We start from the raw sequence: 24,769 nt of genomic DNA, 5'->3' as shown, positions 1-24,769 counted from the left end.
ATGAGGCATTACCCCATGTGGTTTATTTTTTATAATACTTTTACAAATGCTTCTGCGACTTCTACACTTGATTGAGGATTTTGGCCGGTCACGAACTTCTTATCTGTTACAACGTGTGATGTGAAATTCTCACCTACGACAAAGCGTCCACCTTGTTTTTCTAACTCTGATTGTAATGCAAATGGAACAACTTCATCTAGTTTCATCGCACTTTCCTCGTTATTCGTAAATCCAGTAAGTTTAACACCGTCTATTAAGTAGCTGCCATCTTTAAGTTTAGCACCGACAAAAGCACTTGGACCATGACAAACAGCTCCAATTGCACGACCATCTTCTTTGTAGAATGCAAGGATGTTCTGTAAATCCGGATCATTAGGTAGATCATACATCGTACCATGTCCACCCGGAATAAATACACCATCATAATTTTCAAATACAACGTCTCTCAATTTTAGAGAGTCTCCTAATTTCTTAACGACATCTGCATATGTCTTCGTCTCATCATTGGCTACAGAGTTTGGATCCAGTGGAATTGCGCCACCTTTTATAGAAGCAAAATCTACTGCGATATTATTTTTCTCAAAAATTTTATATGGTGCTGCAGCTTCTTCTAACCATAGTCCTGTTGGTGTGCCATCACTAAACTTCTCTTGATTTGTCAGTACCATTAATACTTTTTTTGTCATAAATAAAACACGCCCTTTCTCATGTAGTAACCACATTATAACGAAAAAGGACGTGTGTCTCAAAATATTCAACTTATATTTATCAGAAAATTCTAAATTTAAATTTATACTAAATTACATCACTCAATACATATTGATAAATTAACTTTTCGGTATTTTCAAGTGAAGTTTTATGTGTACGTTCCATCGCATGGCTGGATTCAATACCAGCACCGAATAGACCATGTTTAACATCATAACCAGCGCTCATTGCAGCACTCGCATCACTACCGTAATACGGATAAATATCAACTTTATAATCAATTTCGTTGTCTTTACATAGCTGAACGAGATGTTGTTTCAATTGATAATGGTAAGGACCTGAACTATCCTTTGCACATATCGATACCGTATATTCGTCAGAGGCTTGTCCATCACCTAATGCACCCATATCAACAGCAATATATTCTACAACTTGTTCCGGAACATTAGAGTTACCACCATAACCGATTTCTTCATTATTTGAAAAATAGAAATGTGTTGTATGTGGTAATTCAATATTTTCAGCTTTTAAATGACGTAACAGCTGGATAAGCATCGCCGCACTTGCTTTATCATCTAAATGACGCGATTTAATAAATCCGGATTCTGTAATTTCACACCTTGGATTGAACGTGATAAAATCTCCGACACTGATACCTAATTTTTCAGTATCTTCCTGAGACTTTACGATTTCATCTATACGAACTTCCATATGATCCTCATCACGTTTAATATCACCAGCGTTACGATAAACATGGACGCTGGTCTCATGCAGACAGATTGTTCCCGTATACACTTTATCATTTGTATGAATTTCACAGTATTCACCTTCAACAGCATTCCATCTGAAACCACCAACCATTGATAAACGTAAACGTCCACTCGGTAGAATCTCTTTAACCATTGCACCTAAAGTATCAACATGTGCCGTTAAGTATTTATGACGTGTATCATCTTTACCGGGCACAGTAATCAATACCCCACCCTTATTCGTTTGTTGTACTTCGTAACCTACTGAAGATAACGTTTCTGTCACATATTCAATCGCTTTAAATGCAAAACCTGAAGGACCTGGAATATTTACTAAAAGCTCAATCTCTTGCATCGTGCTATTTACATCTGGATACATTTTCATTCTCCTTTTCAAATTTACTGATAATTTAATCTTATCTGATAATGAAGGGGAGTACAATGGTTGATAAGAAAAATACAAAAACTTTCAGTTAACTGAAAGTTTATTAAATTTTTTAAGGAATTATCAGTCTACTGAAAGTTTTTATATCTATGTATTATTAATTTTTTTCATTTTAAACAAGCTGTTCATCATAAGTACTGATCCAATAATTACGATCACATACACAACTACACTCATTGCATATGGGTTTAAATATGTACCAAGGATCAAAGATCCATTTGATAATAGTTGTGCACCACTGAATGTGAATGAACTGAATGTATTATAGGTACCTCGTTTTTCTTTTGGTATTAGTGTCAGCATTTCAGCACTTTTAATCGGTGCAAATATCATTTCACCAAATGTAGCAATAAGCACAGCTATGATAATCAGCCACCACATATTTGCAGAAGTAAGTACTGCATATCCTATTGCATACATCAATAGTCCAAATCCTAGAATTCTACTTACTTTAAACTTCTCTAACCACTTACCAACTAATAAAGAAAATGTAATAACGGTAATTGTATTAACGAGGTTAATGATTGTAAACATTCTAACACCGGTAATTTCAAAGCCGGACAAGTAAATTGTGTCAAAGTTTTTATGTAATCTTACAGCAACGTAAGTACTTGTCATGAGCTCCACAGTTGCAATAAACATCGTACCGATTACCATTAATACGAATCGTTTATCTTTAACGACAGTCTGATATGCAATGAACAAATCTACAAATACATTTTTATGTTCTTTTTTACGGATAAAGCTGTTTGTTTCTTCAATATATTTCATATATAAGAAACTTAATAACAGTGCCACCATCGCTGAAGCAAAGAATAACCAGCTTTTATGTTCGTTATAGAATAGCCCACCGAGAAGTGCGCCTATTGCCAGTGATAAATTAATCAGCCAGTAATCCATCCGATATAATAATTTCTTATTTTCATCTGTTGCTGAATCCTGTACTAGTGCACTCATAGAAGGTCTGCGAAATGCACTGAATATCGTAAAGAGTATAAATGTCATCATAAATAGATAAATCCATGAGTTGACAACGGTGAGCCACATAAATATTAGCGATAATGCTTCAGTAAATGAACCAAATATCAGCATCTTTTTCCTCGGGAATTGGTCGACTAAGTAACCTCCCCAAATATTACTGATAAACTGGACAAAGACGATTGATGCTAAAAACAATCCAGCGATTCTTGCATTCAGCTGATCAGTTAAATATAGTGCAATAAATGGTAGTGTCGCACTATAAGTACAGCGATTGACAAATGAACCCCACAATCTGAGTTGTATATTGATTGGTAAGTCACGAACTTTCATTTTCATTCCCCCTAACTTTCTACATATGTTAAAGTAGACTAAACGATTTAAAAATGGACAATATCTTATTTGAGTCCACTTTTAGGAGGAGCTATGGAGCAATTATTACTGTCATTCTATAATTTGAAGATTACAGCATTTCATCAATCATCTGTCAGTGAACAGTTAAAGGTGAGCCAGAAGCATTTATCCAGAAGTTTAAAAAGGTGGCAGGATAGTGGTTATATCACTTTTAAGAGTGCGCGTGGTCGTGGGAATCAATCAACGGTTCAATGGTTCGTGGATATCGATACATTATATTTCAATAAGGTGAATGCAATGCTAACACCATATCAATTGTCAGACGCTATTCAATATTTAACATGGGACTGGTCTGTTCATCATAAACAGATGCTGATTACGAAAGCGAATCAATTACTCGGGGTATCTACAGTTGATATCGACAAATTAGTTGTTAAGAAGCGCTACGCCCCACTCTATTCTCATCCTTTAGAAGTGGTCGATATCAATAGCGCCAATATATTGAGTAATGTTTACGACACGTTAGTCGCTTATGATAAACATTCGGATCAGTATCATTTTAAGATAGCACAGCATATCGATTTTTATGATGATTATGCAGTGATATATTTACGGAAGAATATTTACTTTCATGATGGTACTCAAGTGACTGCTGAAGATATTAAACGATGTCTGAGTCATGCGATAGCGTATCAGGAGACGAAAGTGTTATTAAGTCCAATTGTTTCAATTGAAGTGCTTAATAAACTTACAGTTAAAGTATATTATCACGATTTTCCATATTTCAAAGATGTATTATGTAAGGTAAATCTTGCAATCTATAAGTAGGATAAGCAGCAAATTATTGGTACAGGACCATTTTATATCGCAATGAATAATGAATTTCAAACGACTTTAAAATCTTTTAATCAGTATTATGGCTATCAATCATATCTTGATGAAGTTGAATTAATTTATATACCGAAGCTTAAAGAAACTAACTTTACATTAAGTGATAGTGATACGTTCCAGCATATCGAAGTAACAGATGGTTTTTATTATGTGCTGTCACTCGCTCAAAATAAGTTATCTGATCTTCAGAAAGCAACTGTGCATTACTTATTTCAGCAGTCCGTTCATCATGTTAAAGATATACACACAAGTAAAGAAACCTCTTATATTCTGAAAGATCAGCCACTTTCACTTAAATCATTAAATAAATTAGAAGATCATTTCTCTATTACAATTGTCTATCCGAGCTATATCGAAAAAAAGATGCTCCAGTATAAAAGATATTTAAAGCGATACAATATAGAAGCGGTATTAAAACCTATCGATATTATGACTTCTTTTAAAAGTGAAATAACAATTGAGGGGGATATCTATATCCATGGTATGTTCTTTAGTGAAGCGGAAACCTTTGAATATTTTACACTGCTCTATCAAAATAAAACGATGCATCGCCATTTATCACAACAATTTCCTTTGTTGAGCGATTATTATGCTACATATATCACAACAGATACTCGTGAGTGGAATGAACTGAATCATGCGATTAATCAGTCGTTATTTGAATCACATACACTCTACCCTATCTTCAACATTACTCAGGAAGTTAAAGTACCAAATAGCATACATAATGCAAAAGTGACTACTGCTGGATTCTATAACTTTTCAGAGCTTGTGATTAAACGATAAAAAAAACTTTCAGGTCTCCTGAAAAGTTTTTGGTTTTATGAATTTTGATTACTTTTTAAGATTTTCTATTTTCTTTTTAAGTTTGATAACATCCTGTATATTTACGTCAGGATTAATTATCATTTGTTCTAATTTATATTCTAATAGTTGTAAATTACTATTGTCAGGGATTTGATAGTTTTTCTGTTTTGTGTCATCTAATAATTGTTGTTGTTTTATGACAAATTTATTCTTTGTCGTATTATTTATGAATTGCTCATCGTGAGATACAATCAGAAAACTACCAGGATAATCTTTTAAGAAATGCTCTAATGCTTGCAATGTAGAAACATCCAGAAAATTTGTCGGTTCATCCAAGATTAACAGATCATAATCACCGAGTATTAACTTTATGATTTGTAGTCTGACACGTTCTCCGCCAGATAAAGAATTAACAATTTGATTCAATCTCGAATAATCAAATCCTAATGCAGCAAGTACATTTCTAATAAGCATATCGTCCTGTACTGATGTATTTCGTACATTCTCAAATATACTTTTCTGTTCATCTAACGTCGTTAAATTTTGCGCAAAATAGCCTATTTTTAAATTGGGTTTATAGTAGCCATTTAATTGCTTTTCAATTAACCGTCTAATAAAAGTTGTCTTACCACTCCCATTAGGTCCTGTTATTGCAATTTTATCCCCTTGAACTAGCTTGAAGATGCCCGATTGAAATAATAGATGATTTTCAATGCTAACGGTAAAAGTATCTAAATGAATTAACGTAGCACCTGTATGTTTTAATTTACCTATTGCTTTAATTTTAAATTGTTTGTCACTCAGAGGCTTTTCTACTTTTTCTATTTGTTCCATTCGTTTTTGCAGCACTTTACTTGATTTAGCGATTGCTTTTTCCTGACTGTCATAAGCACCCATTCTTGAGTTGACTTTATAGTCGGAAATACTAATATTCTTCTTTCTTTTTTTAAAGTTTGAGGCATGTTTATTTCTTTCAATTGATTCTTGCTGGAGTTGATTAATTTTCTTTTGATACTGTTCATATTCTTTTACTTGTTGTTCATATTGTTTCTTTTTTTGTTCATCGTAATCATCATAGTTACCGGTATATATATTAAGTCTTTTCTCTTCTATTTCTAATATTTTTTGTACTGTTTGATTGAGTAATGATCTATCATGACTCACGATAATCATTGTTCCTTGAAATTGATTGATTTGATTGATGAGCCACTTGATATTGTTCATATCTAAATTAGTGGATGGCTCATCAAGTAACAATAAAGCATTATTGCTGTTAAAAGCATCAAGTAAGTAACTTTTCGTCTGTTCTCCGCCTGACTGGCTCGTTATTTCTTTTAATTGCGGTACATATTTTGTTTGAAACGGATTAGTTATTACACCTGAATATGAAGTATCTATTTGGGCAATCATTTTAAGTAAAGTTGATTTTCCACAACCATTTTTACCGATTAAGCCAATCTTATCTCCTTGGTTAATCTTTAATTGGTCTATTTTGAATAAAGTAGTATCTTTAACTTGTTTATTAATATTATGAAATTGTAGCATCATGTCATTCTTCCTTTCATCTTTTATTATATGAAAGTCCAAATGATGATATTAAAAAAGGACATAGTAATCCTGTCATCACAAATTATCATATTGTATTCAATATCATCATTTGGATTTATAGAATTACCATGACCTTTTACCTCGTCCTCTTAGATTGATGTAATTATACCATATTTGTATTTGGTTGCTACAAAACAAATAAAATAGATTTATATTAATGCGTCTTCAATTGCTGTGTCGCAATTTCCAGCATTCTTATATTTAAAGCATATTGTTCAGCAATTAAGTTATATACGCCGTCTTCTGATAATACACCAGTTGGGATATCCTGAAACGTATTAGATTCATTTGATAGATCTACATCACGCATATACTCTTCACTACCATAATAGTCTTTTAAGGCATTATAATCTGTGCTATTTGCTTCCAATTGATTTAATAACGCATTCATCTTTTCTACAATTTCACTTGTTTCATTTAAGACTTTCTCATAACGGATTACATCTTCTTTCATTGTATTCACCTCATATTGATTTATTAACAGTTTATGTCTATTATACGTTTGATAGATGAATAATTCTAGAAATACAGGTTGGTTTTACGATTGATTATATCTTTTGTTTATATTTATGATATCTGACTATGCCTTATGACCAGCTTTCAGACTGTCTATTTTCGATAATTTTCTCGAAGTGTCAAACTCAATAATATCAAGGCTTTCAGCGTTCACATGTGAAAAATCATTTTCGACGAGTTGCCGAAAGTTGCAACTGTTTGCCGAATTTTTGCCGAATATTACATCATTGTTCTTTTTCTTTTAGTTGTACATCGTTAAAGTAATATTCAATATAAAGAGACAGGAAACCTCCTATTATTAAATTGCAATTTTTTAAATCTTTATATGTTGTCTCATTGTTGACAATTAATTTTACTTCTTCCTCATTTACTGCTTTTTTATCTATTGTTTCTGTTACAATGATTGTATCTAGGAGATTGATAATATTACCATACGGTTCTTCAATTTGTATTTCTTCTTCACTAAACGCAACTTTAACTAATATATTCAATCTATTATACGAAAAACTCATTCTATTTCTCTCTGAAATACATCTATTTTTATATTCTTTGAGTTGATTAATATTTATATTGTATTTTTGTGTATCGTATTGAGAAAGGTAATCTAGTATATCACTACACATATTAGAATAATTATTGTATATATTTCCATATTCATTTATTAAGTCTGATAATGATTGATAAGTATCAAATTTAAACTTTGTTAGTTCTACTTTCTTTGTATCAAATTTAAGAGCTATCTGTGTGTCTAATGATTTTTGATTTAATTTTCTTTGTTCTTCTTGCTGTTCTTTATTTAACTTTCTTTGTTCTTCTTGCTGTTCTTTATTTAACTTTCTTTGTTCTTCTTGTTGTTCTTCATTTAATTTTCTCTGTTCTTCAAAAGTTTCTCTCATAATTTGTTCCTGCTTAGTATTTTGTAAATGTGCTACATAAATAACAGCTATAGTACCTATAAAGCCTCCAAGCATACTACCCCAAAACTGAAGCCAGCTATTAGCGTCAGCTGAAGTATGACCGAATAACTCCTTCGGCCAGGTTATACCTAAAGCTACTGCCAAAGGGGATAAAGCTATGAAAAATATAACCCACCCTAAATGCTTTTTATTAAACGTGACTGTAATTTCATTTTTATTTATTGTTTTATTTCCTTCTTGGTTTTGGCCATTTTCACTACTCACCGTACTCGCCTACTCTCCTATTAGTTAAATAAATTATACATTTTTAGACAACAAAAAAACACCCACACTATTAAATGTGAGTGTAATGAGATAAAATACGGCAATTACCTTAAGGACGATAGAACAGAAAACAATACCAAGTATTATTTTAATAAATTTTTATTTTGATTTCTAACTATATTATAATAAAAATGTCTTACATACACAATTCTAATCTTTGGCTTTTAGCCTTTTCAGCTCTATTTTTTCTATCTTCATAAAGCTTCATAACGCTCAGCCTGAACTGCCTGAAGCGGATAAGATAACTAAGAAGATAACCTCACACGCTTTGAGACACACTCACATATCACTATTAGCTCAAGAGAATGTACCTCTTAAAGCAATTATGGAGCGTGTAGGTCACCATGACCCAGCAACAACCACAGTAATTTATACTCACATTACTCAAAATATGCAGGATAAAACGAGAGATTTATTAGAGAACATTTTAGCTTAATTTTTCAGTTTTTAGCACAGTTTGCCGAATTTTTTAAGATTTCAACACAAGTAACCCCCTAAAGCCTTGTAGCTCTAGGGGTTATTATTGTACTTATGCCTTATGACCAGCGATAAGACCATTGCGCTTCATCGCCGTGCCTTGCTCTGTATACGAAACTGCACGCAAGACGCTATTCTTCCCAAAACGTATCTTTAGCTGATCTACAGTCTTTTCCAGTCTCTCTTGTTTCTCACGTTCAAACTCATCGACAAAGAGCGATAACTGACGATCTTCCTCACGAATAAAGTTCGTAAGTGAAATATTTACTGTACGATACATACGCTTCTTATCACATAACTGCATCATAAATCCCCATACAACCTGAAAGATATCAGTGGTTAAATTCGTACCTTCAGATAATGTATAACTTTTATTCACTTTCCCTTCATCACTATAACCAATAGTAAAAGAAATCGTACGTGCAATCATATTGTCGGCACGTAGTCTGAATGTTACTTCTTCAACATGTTCTAACACGACAGCACGTAGTTCATCGAAACGGTAATCACGCATTAAAATCTGACTTTTATTAATAGAGGGTTTATAAATATGATGTTTCTCTCGAATTAAACTTGAATCGATTCCATTCGCATGTAAATGCAGATCCACTCCGATAATACCGAAATCGCGCTTTAAATAATGATGCGGATAATTAGCAAGCTGCCCAATCGTAAATATTCCCTTTTGATTGAGTTTCTTCTCGGTACGACGATTAATTCCCCAGAACTTACTTAACGGCTCAATCGACCACATCTTTGCCGGTACATCTTCGTAATGCCACTCAGCAATACCATCCGGTTGTTTCTTTGCCTCCATATCCAGTGCAATCTTGCTGAGTAAGACATTATCCCCTATTCCCACGGCACATTGAATTTGCGTCTTATCATAAATCTCCTGTTTAATCTTTAAGGCAAGCGCATACGGACTTTCTGCGTATAGTTTATAACTCTTTGTAACATCCATAAAAAATTCATCGATACTATATTGATGGTAATCCTCCGGTGCAACATACTGCAGTGAAATCTCAGCAATTTGACTGGCAACTTTCAGGTAAGTGTTCATCGATGGATTGATAATATAGATATCAGAACGATGAGGTATTTCAAATAAACGTGAACCGGTCTTTATCCCCATTGCTTTTAGAGGTGGTGTAGCAGCAAGCACAACAGACCCCTGTCGTTTCGTATCAGCGACAACAGCGAGCTTTGTTGTCATAGGATCAAGTCCTTTCATGATGCAAGAAACACTCGCAAAGAAACTCTTCTGGTCAATACAGAGTACATTCCTTTTCTCGCACAGACTGTAATCATACATATTAAGCACCCTCTTATAATCTTTGATGATATATTTATCATACCAGAACATACGTTCTATTTCAATAAAAATAGAACGTATGTTCTTGTTTTGTATAAATAAAAAAGTAGCCTTTATAGACTACTTTGGACAGGGTTAAATGGCGCAAATAGGATAAGTAATCGTATCATAAGCTAAATAACTTTTTTGTTGAACAAAGCTTAAAATCATTTGATTACCAATTGAAAAGCCTTCAGCTTTCTCTAAAACAGCCATATTTTTGGCCATTTTTAATGTTGGCATCGATGTTTTTTTTATTTCAACTGGATACAAAACACCATCTTCTTCAATAATGACATCAATCTCTTTCATATCTCTATCACGATAGAACATTATAGGTACATTAGTTATACCTGCATTATTAAAAGACTTAATGATCTCAGAAATCACGAATGTCTCAAGAATTTCTCCACTCATTGCACCATTCATTAGTGTTTCTGGTGTTTTCCATTTCAGTAGATAACAAACAAGCCCTGTATCTTTAAAATATAACATCGGTGTTTTAATAACACGGGTCAATCTATTATTAGAAAAAGGTTGTAAAAGATATATAATACCTGATGTTTCAAGTACACTAATCCAACTTTTGATTGTCTTAATATCAACACCAATTTCATTTGCAATCGTGTTGTAATTCAACATTTGAGCAGTACGTGCAGCTAATGCCGTTAAAAATTGAGAAAATAGATTTAAATCTTTAACATTAAGCAAATCACGGACATCTCGTTCAATATATGTTTTTACATAAGAAGCATAATACATGTCCCAATCGAGATTTTCGTTCTTATACAGTTCAGGTAAACTTCCCCGCTGAATGATACGCCACATCTCACTTAATTCAACATATTTTCTTTTTGCAGCAATAAAATCTTTATTTGGAATAAATGGTGATAACATATCATCACCAACAATTTCACGTGTAGACAGACCATTCATTTCAATAATACCAACGCGACCTGCTAAGGACTCAGAAATATTACGCATTAAACTAAATCCTTGAGAACCTGTTAAAATATATTGTCCATAATCATCGTTTTGATCAACGAGTCTTTTAATTTCTATAAATAATTCAGGTGCATATTGCACTTCATCAATGATTAATTTCCCAGGATGATTCATAAAAAAAAGCTTTGGATCTTCTTTCGCAAGATTCAATTCGAATAAATCATCTAAAGTGACATATTCGTAATCATCACCAAATAAATGCTTCAATACAGTAGATTTACCGACCTGTCGTGGTCCAGTAATTAAAGCAACTTTAAAATTTTGTTGAACTTTTAGCAATGTATCTTCAATTGTTCTATGGATATACATTAAGCCACCTCCGGCAAATATGGAATACAAATCCATATTAGCCGAAAAAAACATAAAAATCAATCAAAAAAGTTCGGCAAATATGGAATACAACTCTATATTTGCCGGAATAAATGTGATTAACATTTAAATCTTTCTATTTTCTTTTTAAAACACACGATTCTATTAGTTTCTTCAAACCCTAATTTTTCGTGCATTAAAATACTATCTATATTTGTTAACTCACAATCGCTCGCAAATTCAGTACAGCCCTTATCTTTGGCAAAATGCTCACATGCTTCAATAAGTTCTCTTGCGATACCTTGATTTCTATAATCAGGAGAGACATAAATACCTTCAAGAAAACCTACCGGACTTGAATCTGTCCCTTCAACATAATCAACACGCAAACTGACATGCGCAAAACCTACATCCAGATGATTGTCATGATACAGAAATACACGTTGATTATCATGATGGATTAAAGACTTAAATTCATCTATTAAATCTTCATATATATTGTCCGGCCATAGTCTTAAAGCAAGGTTGGTGACGGTATCTAACTTTTCTAACGTCAAAGGTTGAATCATACAGACGCCTCCTTGATATCCACAATCCAAACAGCATAATGATCTCCTACATCCCAGTAATCTTTAAAGAAATACGTAGGTTGACCAAATTTACGCGTCCATGTGGCCATTGATTTCTTATAACCACAGTCAAAACAGTACGAATCGACACCCTGCTCTTTAATAAACTGTGTTAAAAGCGTGATAAGCTGACTACCTATTCCTCTACTCTGATAATCAGGGTGTATGTATAATGTCCCCATCTCTTTTAATCCATCAACTTTATCTCCGACAAGCTCCGTGATCATTTGATTAGGTGTATAGAACCCAATGATTCCAACAACAACATCGCCATCCTTAGCGACGATAAACATATCATCTGAACCATTAAAATAACGATTGATATAGGTCATCTTTTTATTAATTTCGTTAATAAGGTCTTCATCATCATCAACGCCATTGTTTAAAAATGTATGTGAAATAACATGTTTAAAGTAGTCTTTTAATTGATTAACGTCTTTGTATTGTAATTGTTCATATGAAATCATAAGCCTCTCTCCTAATGATTTGATTGTTATCTTTATAATAATAGAAAACAGAATAAATAAAAAATGAAGTTAGCTTCAAATCTACTAAAATATCCGTAAAAATGAAGTTAACTTCATATTAAAACATTATGAGAAAATTGTAATTACAATTAGTATAGCAATCGGTAATCCAAGTAAAATAAACGCTATAAACCAAGACATCGGTCTTGCCATATTTAATGTCATCCCCATTTCTGAAAGCTTAGGTACCCAGACATTCAGATCATTAGGATTATAGTAGAATAGTCCGAAAATATAATGATTCTCATTGTAATATGGCGCTTTATCTGAAGTGGCTATGGCTTGACGATACTTCTTGCTTTCCGAAATTTGTAAATAGATACACGCCACTGTAATTAAAAGCAGCATTCCAATCAGCATCATCATGATACCATTCGGCAAATAATTATCATTATACACTGCAGGTCGAATAAAGATTAATATAAATAATAAGGTCATCGTAAATGAAATAAGGTGAATCATCATACTGTTAATCAGCTTAGAATTTTTTATAAAATTGATAGAAGCATCTTTTACAGCAGGATTTACAGTTGTATTGAAAAAGCTTGTCCCCTTTGAACTTGCCCAAAGTGATAATAATATGGCTAATCCAAGTAATCCTGGTGAAAACACGCTAAAGAAATTCTTTTGACTGAAATCATCAGCTACACCCTTAAAATTCCAATGTGTAGCGATCGTTTCAGGTATCTTATCATAATTTAATGCAACAAATATAAATGCAACAATAAATGCGATTAACTGCATTATAAATAGAACATTCGGAAGTGATGTACTTTCTGTCATTAAACGTGTGTCTGTCGCTTTCACTACTTTAATATCTTTCATCCACTCTTCGTTTAACTTTACGGCTTTCAAATGATCATGAGCACTTTTATAGATAATAATTGCACCGATAATAAGAACGTGAAGCAATACAACAAAGCTTAATAAAGCTGCAGAATGACTGGCAAATAAATAAATTACTATAAATAATAGTGCTACAGCAATGGCTAACATTAAAATTTGCTTTCTGTATTGTGCCTTTACCGTCTCAATTGCACCATTATCTGTTTCACTCTCAGGCACAAAGACACTAAATATTATATTACGACGAACGAAACGACCATTCAATAAGAACAATAAGCCGGTTAAAAATAATATGCCACTAAGTAATAAACCTTCCATGATTAACCCTCTCCCTCTTTAATTAATCTCAGTAAATCAGCTACATCCAGTTGTTTGCACTTTGCTTCATCAATAATCGGTTTCAAACGACTTATTAAATCTTCCCGTTCAACTTTTGTCGCAGCCTTTAAAGCATCAGGATGAATTATCGCTCCGGACTTCGGCTGCACAAGAATCAACTGTTTCTCCTCCAGATAATGATAGGCTTTGTTCACCGTATGCATATTAATCTGAAGACTCTTCGCAAATGCACGACCAGAAGGTAATGGATCATAAGGTACGACATTCCCTTCTGCAATATGATGAATCATTTGATTGGCAAGCTGTAAATAAACCGGTACACTACTCGTTTCATCAATCTCTATATACATTAAACCACCTCTCTGTTATACAAAGTATAGAACAGATTTAAAGGCAAAAATAAAAACCAATCTGTTATACATTTATTATAACAGATTGGTGTAGGATTACAAGTTAGAAGTGTTTCATGACTTCTTCGTGAGTATAGGTTACTTTATGGTTCAAATGCTCACGATAAGCAATATCAGCATCACGAGCATCCTGAATATCTTCCATATGATTTTGACATCTCTCAATCCACAGTTTTTCAAACGCTACTTCTCCTAGAATGCGATCGGATAAGTCATTAATATGATCAATATTTTCTTGTTCACACCACTTAATACAATCCAGATATAATTGCATCTCTACTGATGTATTATCAATATCATAAATTTCAACAGGGATATCAATAATCCCTTTTTGAAAAGCAATGAAACAACGTGTATGACCATCAACGATGTAAAATTGATTGTCATACTGAATTACTGAAATTATTGTATTTTTGACAGAAACATCATCCAGCCATTCACTTACCTCATTCACTTTACGTTGATTCAAATAAAGTTGAGTAAGCTTTATATCATTAATATTCATGAAATAATCACATCCTATTAAGAGTGTAGTTCACTAATATAGTATCATGAATCGATTGAAATATTACTCATTTAATATGAAAATTAGAAACATCCAACCTAAATAAACATAAATATTTACGTTTATTCAGCTTTTTTCTGCTTCGCATAACTATAATTTCCTAAATACATGTTTACATTTTTATCTTCAATCCAATAAGTAACATCAAAAAACTTATCAAGAAAATATCTATCGTGCGAAACAGCGATAATCGTTCCTTCGAATTTATCTAAAGCATCTTCTAATATTTCTTTAGATTCAATGTCTAAGTGGTTCGTAGGTTCATCGAGAATGAGTACATTAAAATCATTCGACATAATTTGTGCCCATCGTAAACGCATCTTCTCACCACCACTTAAATCTTTCACTTTTTTAAATACGTCATAACCATAGAATAAATAGCCAGCGAGATGATTACGAGCCTCACCTTCTGTGACTGATGCGTATGCACGATACGCGTCTAAAACAGTATCATTGTCTTCAGTAAAATGATGTTGTGATAGATAACCAATCTTAATATTAGGTGCAATAATGATTTCGCCTTCATCAGGAAAAACATCCTCTAACATCATTTTTATTAACGTACTTTTTCCTGTACCATTGGCTCCAACAATAGAAATCCTATCATTTTTTCTGATTTTCATATTTACATCTTCAAACAATATATCATCATACATTTTGGCAACATCAATTAAAGTGAACACATCTTTAGAAGATTTGTCTGCACTTTGAATATCAAGCTGCATTGTTTTAGCATCAATAATCGGTTTCTTTTTTATTTCTATTCTAGCCAAAGCTTTTTCCATACTTTTTGCGCGACGATGCATTGCGGCATTTGGTGGTACAGCTTGATTCGCCCATATTTTTAATTGTTTGATCTGTGCTTTCATCTTTTGAATTTTCTTCTGTTGATTTTTGTATTCTTCATACTCCCTTAAGATTCTATCTTCTTTTTCTTTTATGAAGTAAGAATAATTTCCGTGATAAATATGCAGCGCTTGTTGATCTATCTCTAATATTTTACTCACCGTCTCATCAAGAAAATAACGGTCATGAGAAATAATAATAACAGCACCTGTATAATTTTTAATAAATTGCGTTAACCATTCAATACTATCGATATCCAGATGATTTGTCGGTTCATCCAGTAGTAATAATTCCGGTGATTGAAGTAATAACATGGCTAAACCAACTTTAGTACGTTCTCCACCTGAAAGCTGTGACCAAAGTCTATCGGCCAATGGATTAATTTTAAGACCGTGCATTACAAAGTTGATTTTACTATCCTTTTCATACCCACCTAGTACTTCAAACTGCTCTTGTATATTGGCATATTGAACTAAAATCTTTTCAAGATTATCAGGGTTACTTGCCATTTTTAATTCTAATGCTTTCATTTTCTTCTCTATTACATCAAGATCAATAAAAGTTTGTGCAAAACATGAATAAACATCCATATCATCCGGGAATTTTGGGATTTGGCTCAAAATACCAACTCGTATATCTTTTGATAAACTAATAAAACCACTATCAGGACGCTCTTCTCCTGAAATGAGTTTGAATAAGGTTGTTTTACCTTCACCATTTCTGCCGATAAGACCAATACGATCATTATCGTTTACCTCAAATTTAATATCCTCAAAAATCACATCACCTGTAAAAGATTTTGATACTTGGGCTACGTTTAAAATATTCATTTTTTCTCTCCTCTAGTTTGCTAGAGGAACCGTGTTTAGTATTCCTCTAGAAGTTGTACTTGCTTAAAAAAGGGCAGACTCCACCAATTTTTAATTTCAAACGCAAATTTCCCACGTACCGTTAAAACAAAACGCATACGCTTCGCAACTTCTAAAAACAATACCAACACCTCCGTTCGTAAAAATTAATTATATTATATAATAATTTTTAGAATATTTAAATATTTATGATGAATAGTACCTGCAAAAACTTCAGAATAACCCTCACGATATTATTTACAGCTAAAAATGAGATTATATCAAAATTATAAATAACCCAAATCACACATACTCTTCTATCATCAGAACTTCTACTTCATCTGACCAATGCAAAACTGTAGATACGAAATCATTAATATCTAACCCAGGCATTTCATATGTTTCACAATTATTAACTGTTGCACAAGCATCTTCGATTACTGTAACTTTAAAGCCAAGTTCATTAGCAATAATCGCATTAAATAAAATACAATATTCCATATTAAAACCGATAATGATCAGTTCAGTAACACCAAGTGAAATTAAATATTGTTGCAAATCCGTATCTTTAAAAGCACTCGGTTTATTTTTAGAATAAATCTTATCGGCATTTTTATGAATAAATGGGTCTAAAGGAAATGGCTTATTTGTTTTGTCATCAATATGTTCCACTGCAATCACAGGTAATTTGTTTGCTTTAAATACTTCTACTAGATGAATAGCATTCTTCTTAACTACTGAAAAATCACCTTTTTCTAAAAAATGTGTATGAAAATCAATAACTAATAAAGCTTCCAAAATATCACCTCAAAATAAAAAATCATTTGTTCGTGCGAATAAAATAATATGATTACATAATATATTATAGATTACGTAACTCTCTAAAATTAATGTATTATATTTATTATATAGAATTTTCAAAAAATTAAAATGAATTAAAAAGGAGAAAAATATGAAAATATATCCTTTGGAGAAATCGAAGGCAACTAAAATTGATAATCACAACTCGAGTGGATTTTATATCAATAGATTAACTACTATGAATTCAAAAATCTCTATTAACTTCATCCACTTAGAAGCGAATGGCATTATAGGTAATCATAAAGCACCAGTTAATCAAATATTATTAATCGTCGACGGTGAAGCAATTGTTTCATCAAACAATCATACACCTATTTCAATCAGTAAGAATACCGCGGTATTCTTTGAAGCTGGAGAAATGCATGAAACAAGAACGAATAATGGTTTAAATGCAGTTATTATTGAAAGCCCAGATTTAAAAGATGATTTATTTCAATATAATCAATAAATTCTCCCACTTTAATATTGTACAAATTTTCTGATAATGATAAGATGAATGCATTAAAAAATTATAAAAGGTGATTTCATATGTAATGATTTCTTTCTAATTCATCAATTAGACGTAGACTTACAAGTCAATAAAAACAATTAAATAAGTTGTATTTGTAAGTCTATGATCTTCTTAAATTAGGAGGAAATCATGAAAGGATTTACAAATAACTTTAAATACTTATACTTTAGTCAGTTATTCGCCAATACGAGCGATAATATTTATATTATTGCACTGATTGCTTATCTATATGAATTAACGCACTCTATTCAATTAAGTGCATTAGTTCCGATATTCATCACATCTGCTTATTTTATAAGTGGGTTTATCGCACCAATTGTATATTCAAGATTTCAGAAGCAATATATTTTAGTGTTTAATCAAACGATGAAATGTGCCTTGCTGATCTTATTGATCGGTACAATGTATGTTGAATTGCACTATATTTATATATTAGGATTAGCATTTATGATTGCGTTCTTAGATGGATTTACAAATCCATTAAGCAACACATTAATCCCCTACTTTGAGTTAAAGGATAATATACTTAGAGCAAACGGAAAAATTAGCAGTATGAATAATATGATACAAATTTCAGCCTGGGCATTAGGCAGTTTATTGTTAGCAGTCCTACATAGTGATGGATTGATTATGTTTTGTGTCATCTTGTCTATCATATCTGTGATATTTATGATGAAGATAAATTTTAATATTAATACTGTAGAGAGTGAGCATATAGGTTCCAAAAGTTTCAAAGCGGTTATTAAAAGCAATCGTACCAGTTACAGTCAATATTTAAATTGGAATACTTTCATCGCGTCATTTGGCCATGCTGTCTGGATTGCTGCAATAATGATTGCCTTTGTAAAAGAATATTTAAATGCCCCATCATACTGGTTTGGTATTATTAACGCGGCATTTTTCGTAGGTTTACTTGTCGGATCAAAGATGATTCATTTGATTGAAAGATTTAAAATGGTGCACTTCTATTATAGTGGATATATGCTGCTTTCACTCATTACGTTTGTCTTCGGGATTAACAGGTGGTTAATATTAGCAGTTCTGCTATCATGGCTTTATGGCATTATAGAGCAATTATTATCTATTTCACTACACACAGAAATACAAAAGCATTTAAATCATGAAACACTGCTTGATACTTATACACTGAATCAGAGTATATATAGTTTAGGATTTTGTTTATCAACATTTGTGATGTCGTTACTAGCAGAACACGCTACCTTAACATTCGCATTTGTTGTAGCATCGCTTGCTTACATATTGATATGTTTACTCACATATCGATATAAAAATATATTTTAAAGCATAAACCCATCGCTCAAATGTTTGAGTGATGGGTTTTTAAAATCAGTATATCCAGGAGTAAAATGTAATAATTATATACATAATAACTCGTGAGTGGTACAATAATATTGTACAAGGAGGCGATAAAATGAAAGTCACAACGTATTCTAATGCAAGATCAAATTTTAGAAAAATAATAGATATTGTTAATGAAGACTGTGAACCTTACACAATCACAACAAATACGCATAATGCCGTGATATTATCTGAACAAGATTATAATAGTATGATTGAAACACTTTATTTACAGAGTACACCAGCGAATGCCGAAAGATTACAAAAAGCGATTGATAAATCAATTGATAAAAATAACTTACTTCAAGTTGAGATTGATTTAGATGCTTAAGAAAAAGATACTATTTTATTCAAGTGGTTTTGAAGATTATACGTACTGGCAAACTAACGATAAAACTGTATTAAAGAAAATAAATAAACTAATAAAGAGTATTATGATTGATGGTGCAAATGAAGGTATAGGTAAGCCAGAAAAATTATTAGGAAACTATACAGGTTGCTATAGCAGAAGGATCACTCATGAACATAGGCTCGTATATAAGATAGAAGATGATTCCATTTGTATTTTACAATGTCGTTTTCATTACAAAAGGTAGAATAGCCATTCATTAGACTATCCTACCTTAATTTTTTTTATAAATTTTATAATTAACTTCATCTCTGTTACTTTGAATCGTCTCAAATCGTTCTATCGTCCACGGTTCCCAGAATGTCTGTCCTTGCTTGTTAAAGACATATGCGTCATCAATCGCATAACATGCATATGTTAGTATATTATCATGATAGAAACAGATAATATCTCCTCTATTAAATGAAGTTTCCACTTCTTTGTATCCAAGACGATTAAGGAAGAGCATAAAGGTTTCCTGATGCACCCACAGTTCTAATATAAATGGATTTTTAGTTAATGCATACAGTGTTGCCGACAAATAATTTGCGCCATGGTTTTCCGGGAATTTATTATGCAATGCATTAAGATGAGCTATTGTACTGAACTGCGTTATATCTGTTTTGCTAGGTTCATCATCGAACTGTTGGATAAAGCTTATTTGTTCTTTTTGAGAGAGCGTATCCCAATATGCTGAAGTGATTAATCTATCAACATGGATCAGCTGAGTGCCATTATCGATCATTTCTTGTTTCAATGCATTTTTAAATGTATTTTCTATGCTTTCATACCATCCTGGTTCGGCTACAATAACAAATTCATATGTCAGATGCCATGTTTGATACGTTGAATGATAAACAACATTTGATAAGCTACTGTTTTTCTTAAACTCATCTTTCGGTACAACTAAAGTGTTTATTAAATTATGCTGATGTTCATTTAAGAAAACTTCTGATATAAAGAAAAGATCAAACTCGAACTTCAAATTACGCATATTCACTACCCCACTTTAATATATTTACAATATCTATCCCATAAATCTGGTATTAATTCATCTAAATTTTGTTCAATTTCATTCGGTGCTACCCACTTAGCATCAACAACTTCTTCAGCCTGAAGATTAAAAGTAATGTCATTCGTTGGTGCTTCGTAAAGATAAGTTTCAGTAATATAATGTGAATGCATGGTGTAGCCTTTAAATTGAATGTCTTCTAAAGATGCATAAATACCAGTCTCTTCAAGTAACTCACGATGTGCAGCAAGGACACCATCTTCTCCTGCAACAGCAGATCCTCTACTACATTCCCATTTCAAACCAAGTGGTTTATCAGGATGACGTTGTGTAAGTAGCAAATCACCATTTGGTTTCTGTACCCAAATTTCTACTACTAAATGGTACAATCCATCAGGTACTGTAACGCCTCTTTCATGGAGGATACCAGTTTTTTGTCTATTCATATCTAGAAGTTCCCATATTTCACTCAAGTGTATCCCTCCAATGTTGTAATTTGCAATATTATTATATTTATTATTGTAAATAGAGAAATGAGTGGTCGAAATAATCTACAATTTGCCCACTCGACATTAATAATATAGAAAAATTAATGCCCAGTGGGCGAAATCTGACGTAATTCGCCCACTCAAAACGATAATAATCAAAATAAGAAATATTATTTATACCATTTAGGAATTACAATATTAAAATCTTCATAATACTTACGTTGTACTTCAAACTCTTCTTTCATGACTTGTATTTCTTTGTCACCAAATGGGACTGCCCATGGTAATGAGGATAAGATATTCGTAGCGATATAAACAGATAATACTTCCCAAAAATCAATCGGTACTTTACCATCAAAATATCCATCAACGCGCCCTCTACTAAATGCCTCACTCGTATTTACACACCAGCTGATACGATTGAATTCTTCAAATGGTGCACCGATACTACATCTGTCAAAATCAATAATCCACAGTTTACCTTTTTCATCAATGACCATATTCCCAACATGATAATCGCCGTGGTGGTAGACAACAGATTTATCGATAATACGATTTTCATAATTATCTATTACATTAAATAAACACTGATCATTATCGTATTTATATTCACAGTTTAGATACATCGATTGCTTACGTTCGATTTTCTTTAGGAAAAAGTCACGCCATCCAAACTGATTTGCTCCAGGTATAGCATGAATGGCTTTCAATATTCTCCCAGATTCATGACCAAGTTCATATTGCTCTTCTAAAGTTAATGTCGGTAATATCTCTTTAGCTTCATGACCTTCAATCCATTGGTATAATAAATAGTATTGATCTTTAAACTCGCCGTGTGATACTAATTGTTGCACAGGAAGCCCAAGGTCCATACACTGTTCAACTAAATAAATTTGCAATTTAATATCCTCTATTTCTTCAATAGAAGAAAGACGTAATAGATACTTTTCATCCCGAGTCGTAACAATATATTTTTGGTCATCCGACCATCCTTTGTTGAAGCTTTCTAACTTCACAAAATGAAAGCCAGGCAAGCGTTCATTTAAATCATCAATATGCATGGCACCCTCCTATATATGTGTTTCAAAATAATGCGATAAAGATATCTTTCTGCCTTCCATATCCCAATCATGATAAAGTTTAAATAAACGTGATACATCTCCATCTACAAGATTTACAAACTGAGTAACTTTAACATAACTCATCCAGTAATGAAACATAATATATTCCTTCGAATACGAGTAAATATCATATGTAAAGTGTTCTAAAGGTAAGTCACCGAATTCATCTAAATAATATTCGTAAAGTGACTTTTCAAGATGATAGATATCATCAAATAACTGTTCATCAAAAAAGAACTTTCTTGGGAGGTAAGTCGCCATTCCTTCTTCAAACCACATATCTTCACACGTTGGATGCTCTTCATCGAACTCAGCAAGAAATAGATCACTATGATGCGCGAGTTCATGTCCTAATATTGCAAGCATCTCATCTTTAGTGTGTTCGACATAAAATGACGTGTATTTATCTTTTGAAGATTCTGGAAGCAACTCTGTTAAATATTGTGTCCAGTAATCTTGATCAGCACACATATAGATCGCTTCATCTCTCGTAAAAGCAGGTACGGGTTTTTCAAGTACCTCCTCCATCACAAAACGTGATGTCCAGAATACTCCATTTGGTATATCCTTTAACTGAAAATTATCTTCAAGATATTGTTGGAAATCATTTATTTTTGTATGGAAAAATGTAATATCAGCATGATACTTATTAAGATCAGCTGCTTGTTCAAAAGTATAGATTGGTTTCATTAATATGCACCTTTCTGTGTTTATCATAAGAAAAAAATATATAATGACATTATACAGAAAATTCTCACAAAAAGGTGATTCGATGTTAAAACAAGCTAAAGAAATCAACGATGAAATAAAAGAATTGCTATTATTAGCAGACCCTTCGATAGTTATGATTAATCAATATATTAGTGAAAGTTCAATCTATATATTAGAAGAAAATGATCTCATTGGTGTTATTGTCCTTAAAGAAGTAAGTGAATCAACGATGGAAATAATGAATATTGCAGTTAGTGAAGCTTATCAAGGAAAAGGATATGGAAAGTTGATGCTAAAAGAAGCAGAAAAAATAGCGAAGCATTCAGGATATAACAATTTAATCATTGCAACAGCCAACTCAAGTCTGAACCAACTCGCATTATATCAAAAGTGTGGATTTAGACTTCATGAAATAGAAAAAGACTTCTTTATCAATGCATATAAAGAAGTCATAATTGAAAATGGTATAAAAGCGATGGATAAGATAATACTTAGTAAAAATATATAACATTTAAATTATTAAATTTCAATTTTGCTTTAATCACTCAAGAATTATATTCTATACTTTGTACCACGACCTGTGCCGACTTTATAAACATAGCCATTTTCACAAAGATGGTTAACTAAGCGGATCACCTTTGATTTATTGAAAGGCGTGCGTTCTACTATTTCGCTGCTTGAAAGCACATATCCAGAACTCAGTGTCTCCATAATGATACTTTCATCTTTTGTTACTTTTGGTAAAACATTTGTTACAGGAAGGATAATCTTAATACTTGTTTCTGAAACAAAGAATTGTGGCTTCACTTTATATTGGCTATAAGCAGATTTAATACGTTTAATACCTGTACCAAACATCTCAATATATCCTAATCTGAAAAATATATTAGCAAAAATAGGATTTCTTAAGATTGAAACATTGTTTTCAAGATAATCGAACTCGCTAATCCCACTAGGCAATCCCCCTGGAGATGTAATTTCAATTTTATCTGGAAACATAGCAATATTAATATGGCTGTTAATGTCCCAATGACGGTGAATAATTGCATTGGCTAAAGCTTCTCTAAATGCATCTTTCGGGATAATCTCGATTGAATTTCTATGCAACCCTTCTATCTTCTCGTATTCATAATAACGTTCAAATGAGTCAATAGCAGTTTGATATGCTGAAAGGATTGAAATATCGTATAGACGGTTTCTATCAAGTATTTCATTTATAGAATGACCAAAACGCGCAATATCAATGCAGTAAAACTTATTACGGTCAGCTACAATGGACGCTACATTATTATATTTACCATTCATATCAATAATTCCTAAAGTTTTAAATAAATCATCGGATACTACATTAACATGAATTTTTTCCATCAATAATTTTGAAAGTGTATTGAAAGTAAGATCAGTTGATTTAACTTCAAGTGCTTCGAAAGATAAATTTGAACCTTCCAATACTAAACGCTTTAATTCTAGCTGGTCAACTTCAATTGTAGCAGTATCATTTCTTCGATATGCCTTACCTTTATATAAATATGGTTTATGAACGCCCTCTGTAACTTCTAAACAAATCGTATTGTTTCTGTTAATTGAAAAAGTAAAGTCAGGACTAGGATTTATACTATCGTTAATTTTGTTTTCGATATCTAATATTGTTTTCTGAATGTTTTCAAACCCAATATATTCACCATTATCTGATACACCAAATATTATTTGTCCATTTCCATAATTCGTATAGGCACTCACGGTCTTTAAGAACTGATTTGATACTTTTTCTTTAAATGCAGTTGTTTTATTTTCAATCAACTAGACCACCTCTATTTATAAACCAACAAAAATGCAACGCAAAATTTTGCCTTTGCATTTTTGTTG

Annotated in this window: 29 protein-coding genes; 8 read left to right on the top strand and 21 right to left on the bottom strand. The window is 32.3% G+C overall.

What is annotated here, in order from left to right:
* Window positions 1-29 precede the first annotated feature (29 nt).
* From BHU61_RS04330 to BHU61_RS04320, 3 genes are all read right to left on the bottom strand, one after another.
* Window positions 30-686: a type 1 glutamine amidotransferase domain-containing protein gene (locus BHU61_RS04330; protein WP_111714904.1), complete on the bottom strand. Its 657-nt coding sequence runs from the start codon at window positions 684-686 to the stop codon at window positions 30-32.
* A gap of 109 nt (window positions 687-795) precedes the next feature.
* Window positions 796-1,836, bottom strand: a complete 1,041-nt coding sequence (locus BHU61_RS04325; protein WP_111714903.1) for a M42 family metallopeptidase — start codon at window positions 1,834-1,836, stop codon at window positions 796-798.
* Between the two features lie 153 nt (window positions 1,837-1,989).
* Window positions 1,990-3,213, bottom strand: a complete 1,224-nt coding sequence (locus tag BHU61_RS04320) for an MDR family MFS transporter (protein ID WP_170122449.1) — start codon at window positions 3,211-3,213, stop codon at window positions 1,990-1,992.
* Between the two features lie 93 nt (window positions 3,214-3,306).
* Between BHU61_RS04320 and BHU61_RS04315 the strand changes: the two genes are divergently transcribed.
* The gene (locus BHU61_RS04315) at window positions 3,307-4,062 is read left to right on the top strand and encodes an SgrR family transcriptional regulator (RefSeq protein WP_111714899.1); all 756 of its coding nucleotides are present in this window, start codon (window positions 3,307-3,309) and stop codon (window positions 4,060-4,062) included.
* A 42-nt stretch (window positions 4,063-4,104) separates the two neighbouring features.
* A complete protein-coding gene (locus BHU61_RS04310; protein ID WP_111714897.1) occupies window positions 4,105-4,911 on the top strand; it encodes a periplasmic substrate-binding domain-containing protein in 807 nt (268 codons plus the stop codon).
* A 48-nt stretch (window positions 4,912-4,959) separates the two neighbouring features.
* Here BHU61_RS04310 and abc-f (BHU61_RS04305) read toward each other — a convergent pair whose 3' ends face one another.
* From abc-f (BHU61_RS04305) to BHU61_RS04295, 3 genes are all read right to left on the bottom strand, one after another.
* Window positions 4,960-6,480, bottom strand: coding sequence for a ribosomal protection-like ABC-F family protein (gene abc-f, locus BHU61_RS04305; protein WP_111714896.1), 1,521 nt, complete (start codon window positions 6,478-6,480; stop codon window positions 4,960-4,962).
* A 214-nt stretch (window positions 6,481-6,694) separates the two neighbouring features.
* On the bottom strand, window positions 6,695-6,994 hold the full coding sequence (locus tag BHU61_RS04300; protein WP_111714894.1) for a DUF4298 domain-containing protein: 300 nt from the start codon (window positions 6,992-6,994) through the stop codon (window positions 6,695-6,697).
* 286 nt (window positions 6,995-7,280) lie between these two features.
* A complete protein-coding gene (locus BHU61_RS04295; protein ID WP_111714892.1) occupies window positions 7,281-8,237 on the bottom strand; it encodes a hypothetical protein in 957 nt (318 codons plus the stop codon).
* A 217-nt stretch (window positions 8,238-8,454) separates the two neighbouring features.
* On the opposite strand from BHU61_RS04295, the gene BHU61_RS04290 reads away from it, so the two are divergent.
* Window positions 8,455-8,733 (top strand): tyrosine-type recombinase/integrase, encoded by a 279-nt coding sequence (locus BHU61_RS04290; protein WP_111714891.1) that lies wholly within the window; start codon window positions 8,455-8,457, stop codon window positions 8,731-8,733.
* 93 nt (window positions 8,734-8,826) lie between these two features.
* Here the strand turns inward: BHU61_RS04290 and BHU61_RS04285 are convergent, their stop codons facing one another.
* The 10 genes from BHU61_RS04285 to BHU61_RS04245 form a co-directional block, all read right to left on the bottom strand.
* Entirely contained in the window at window positions 8,827-10,089 is a 1,263-nt protein-coding gene (locus tag BHU61_RS04285; protein ID WP_111714889.1) for a Y-family DNA polymerase, read from the bottom strand.
* Window positions 10,090-10,224: 135 nt separating this feature from the next.
* Window positions 10,225-11,442, bottom strand: coding sequence for an ATP-binding protein (locus tag BHU61_RS04280; protein WP_099578034.1), 1,218 nt, complete (start codon window positions 11,440-11,442; stop codon window positions 10,225-10,227).
* Between the two features lie 119 nt (window positions 11,443-11,561).
* Window positions 11,562-12,011 carry an aminoglycoside 6'-N-acetyltransferase gene (gene aac(6'), locus BHU61_RS04275; RefSeq protein WP_111714887.1) on the bottom strand — a complete coding sequence of 150 codons (450 nt, stop codon included), beginning with the start codon at window positions 12,009-12,011 and terminating at the stop codon, window positions 11,562-11,564.
* Window positions 12,008-12,538, bottom strand: coding sequence for a GNAT family N-acetyltransferase (locus BHU61_RS04270; RefSeq protein WP_111714885.1), 531 nt, complete (start codon window positions 12,536-12,538; stop codon window positions 12,008-12,010). The genes aac(6') and BHU61_RS04270 overlap by 4 nt, the downstream gene beginning before the upstream one ends.
* A 126-nt stretch (window positions 12,539-12,664) precedes the next feature.
* On the bottom strand, window positions 12,665-13,762 hold the full coding sequence (locus BHU61_RS04265; RefSeq protein WP_111714884.1) for a DUF1648 domain-containing protein: 1,098 nt from the start codon (window positions 13,760-13,762) through the stop codon (window positions 12,665-12,667).
* A gap of 2 nt (window positions 13,763-13,764) precedes the next feature.
* Entirely contained in the window at window positions 13,765-14,133 is a 369-nt protein-coding gene (locus BHU61_RS04260) for a GntR family transcriptional regulator (RefSeq protein WP_111714882.1), read from the bottom strand.
* Window positions 14,134-14,236: 103 nt separating this feature from the next.
* Window positions 14,237-14,698 carry a ParB N-terminal domain-containing protein gene (locus BHU61_RS04255; RefSeq protein ID WP_111714881.1) on the bottom strand — a complete coding sequence of 154 codons (462 nt, stop codon included), beginning with the start codon at window positions 14,696-14,698 and terminating at the stop codon, window positions 14,237-14,239.
* Between the two features lie 122 nt (window positions 14,699-14,820).
* Entirely contained in the window at window positions 14,821-16,434 is a 1,614-nt protein-coding gene (abc-f, locus tag BHU61_RS04250; protein WP_111714879.1) for a ribosomal protection-like ABC-F family protein, read from the bottom strand.
* 35 nt (window positions 16,435-16,469) lie between these two features.
* Entirely contained in the window at window positions 16,470-16,595 is a 126-nt protein-coding gene (locus tag BHU61_RS13655) for a hypothetical protein (protein ID WP_262492331.1), read from the bottom strand.
* 160 nt (window positions 16,596-16,755) lie between these two features.
* On the bottom strand, window positions 16,756-17,250 hold the full coding sequence (locus BHU61_RS04245) for a cysteine hydrolase family protein (RefSeq protein ID WP_170122448.1): 495 nt from the start codon (window positions 17,248-17,250) through the stop codon (window positions 16,756-16,758).
* Window positions 17,251-17,404: 154 nt separating this feature from the next.
* Between BHU61_RS04245 and BHU61_RS04240 the strand changes: the two genes are divergently transcribed.
* The 4 genes from BHU61_RS04240 to BHU61_RS04225 all read left to right on the top strand — a co-directional run bounded on the left by BHU61_RS04240 (window position 17,405) and on the right by BHU61_RS04225 (window position 19,779).
* Window positions 17,405-17,761: a cupin gene (locus BHU61_RS04240; protein WP_111714876.1), complete on the top strand. Its 357-nt coding sequence runs from the start codon at window positions 17,405-17,407 to the stop codon at window positions 17,759-17,761.
* A 192-nt stretch (window positions 17,762-17,953) separates the two neighbouring features.
* Complete coding sequence (locus tag BHU61_RS04235) at window positions 17,954-19,126, top strand: MFS transporter (protein WP_111714874.1); 1,173 nt, start codon at window positions 17,954-17,956, stop codon at window positions 19,124-19,126.
* A gap of 130 nt (window positions 19,127-19,256) precedes the next feature.
* On the top strand, window positions 19,257-19,514 hold the full coding sequence (locus BHU61_RS04230; RefSeq protein ID WP_111714873.1) for a type II toxin-antitoxin system Phd/YefM family antitoxin: 258 nt from the start codon (window positions 19,257-19,259) through the stop codon (window positions 19,512-19,514).
* On the top strand, window positions 19,507-19,779 hold the full coding sequence (locus BHU61_RS04225) for a Txe/YoeB family addiction module toxin (RefSeq protein WP_111714871.1): 273 nt from the start codon (window positions 19,507-19,509) through the stop codon (window positions 19,777-19,779). The genes BHU61_RS04230 and BHU61_RS04225 overlap by 8 nt, the downstream gene beginning before the upstream one ends.
* Window positions 19,780-19,806: 27 nt before the next feature.
* Here BHU61_RS04225 and BHU61_RS04220 read toward each other — a convergent pair whose 3' ends face one another.
* The 4 genes from BHU61_RS04220 to BHU61_RS04205 form a co-directional block, all read right to left on the bottom strand.
* Window positions 19,807-20,565, bottom strand: a complete 759-nt coding sequence (locus BHU61_RS04220; RefSeq protein ID WP_111714869.1) for a hypothetical protein — start codon at window positions 20,563-20,565, stop codon at window positions 19,807-19,809.
* 5 nt (window positions 20,566-20,570) lie between these two features.
* On the bottom strand, window positions 20,571-21,056 hold the full coding sequence (locus BHU61_RS04215; protein WP_111714867.1) for an NUDIX hydrolase: 486 nt from the start codon (window positions 21,054-21,056) through the stop codon (window positions 20,571-20,573).
* 185 nt (window positions 21,057-21,241) lie between these two features.
* Window positions 21,242-22,132 (bottom strand): phosphotransferase family protein, encoded by an 891-nt coding sequence (locus tag BHU61_RS04210; RefSeq protein ID WP_111714866.1) that lies wholly within the window; start codon window positions 22,130-22,132, stop codon window positions 21,242-21,244.
* A 9-nt stretch (window positions 22,133-22,141) separates the two neighbouring features.
* A complete protein-coding gene (locus tag BHU61_RS04205) occupies window positions 22,142-22,882 on the bottom strand; it encodes a hypothetical protein (protein WP_111714864.1) in 741 nt (246 codons plus the stop codon).
* Window positions 22,883-22,964: 82 nt separating this feature from the next.
* On the opposite strand from BHU61_RS04205, the gene BHU61_RS04200 reads away from it, so the two are divergent.
* The gene (locus BHU61_RS04200) at window positions 22,965-23,411 is read left to right on the top strand and encodes a GNAT family N-acetyltransferase (RefSeq protein ID WP_111714863.1); all 447 of its coding nucleotides are present in this window, start codon (window positions 22,965-22,967) and stop codon (window positions 23,409-23,411) included.
* A 44-nt stretch (window positions 23,412-23,455) separates the two neighbouring features.
* Here the strand turns inward: BHU61_RS04200 and BHU61_RS04195 are convergent, their stop codons facing one another.
* On the bottom strand, window positions 23,456-24,703 hold the full coding sequence (locus tag BHU61_RS04195) for an ATP-binding protein (protein WP_111714861.1): 1,248 nt from the start codon (window positions 24,701-24,703) through the stop codon (window positions 23,456-23,458).
* Window positions 24,704-24,769: the final 66 nt, after the last annotated feature.

The organism is Macrococcus epidermidis, from assembly GCF_003259695.1.
Lineage (GTDB): Bacteria > Bacillota > Bacilli > Staphylococcales > Staphylococcaceae > Macrococcoides > Macrococcoides epidermidis.
The sequence above is the reverse complement of the archived record's forward strand: the minus strand, read 5'-3'. Positions and strand labels throughout refer to the sequence as shown.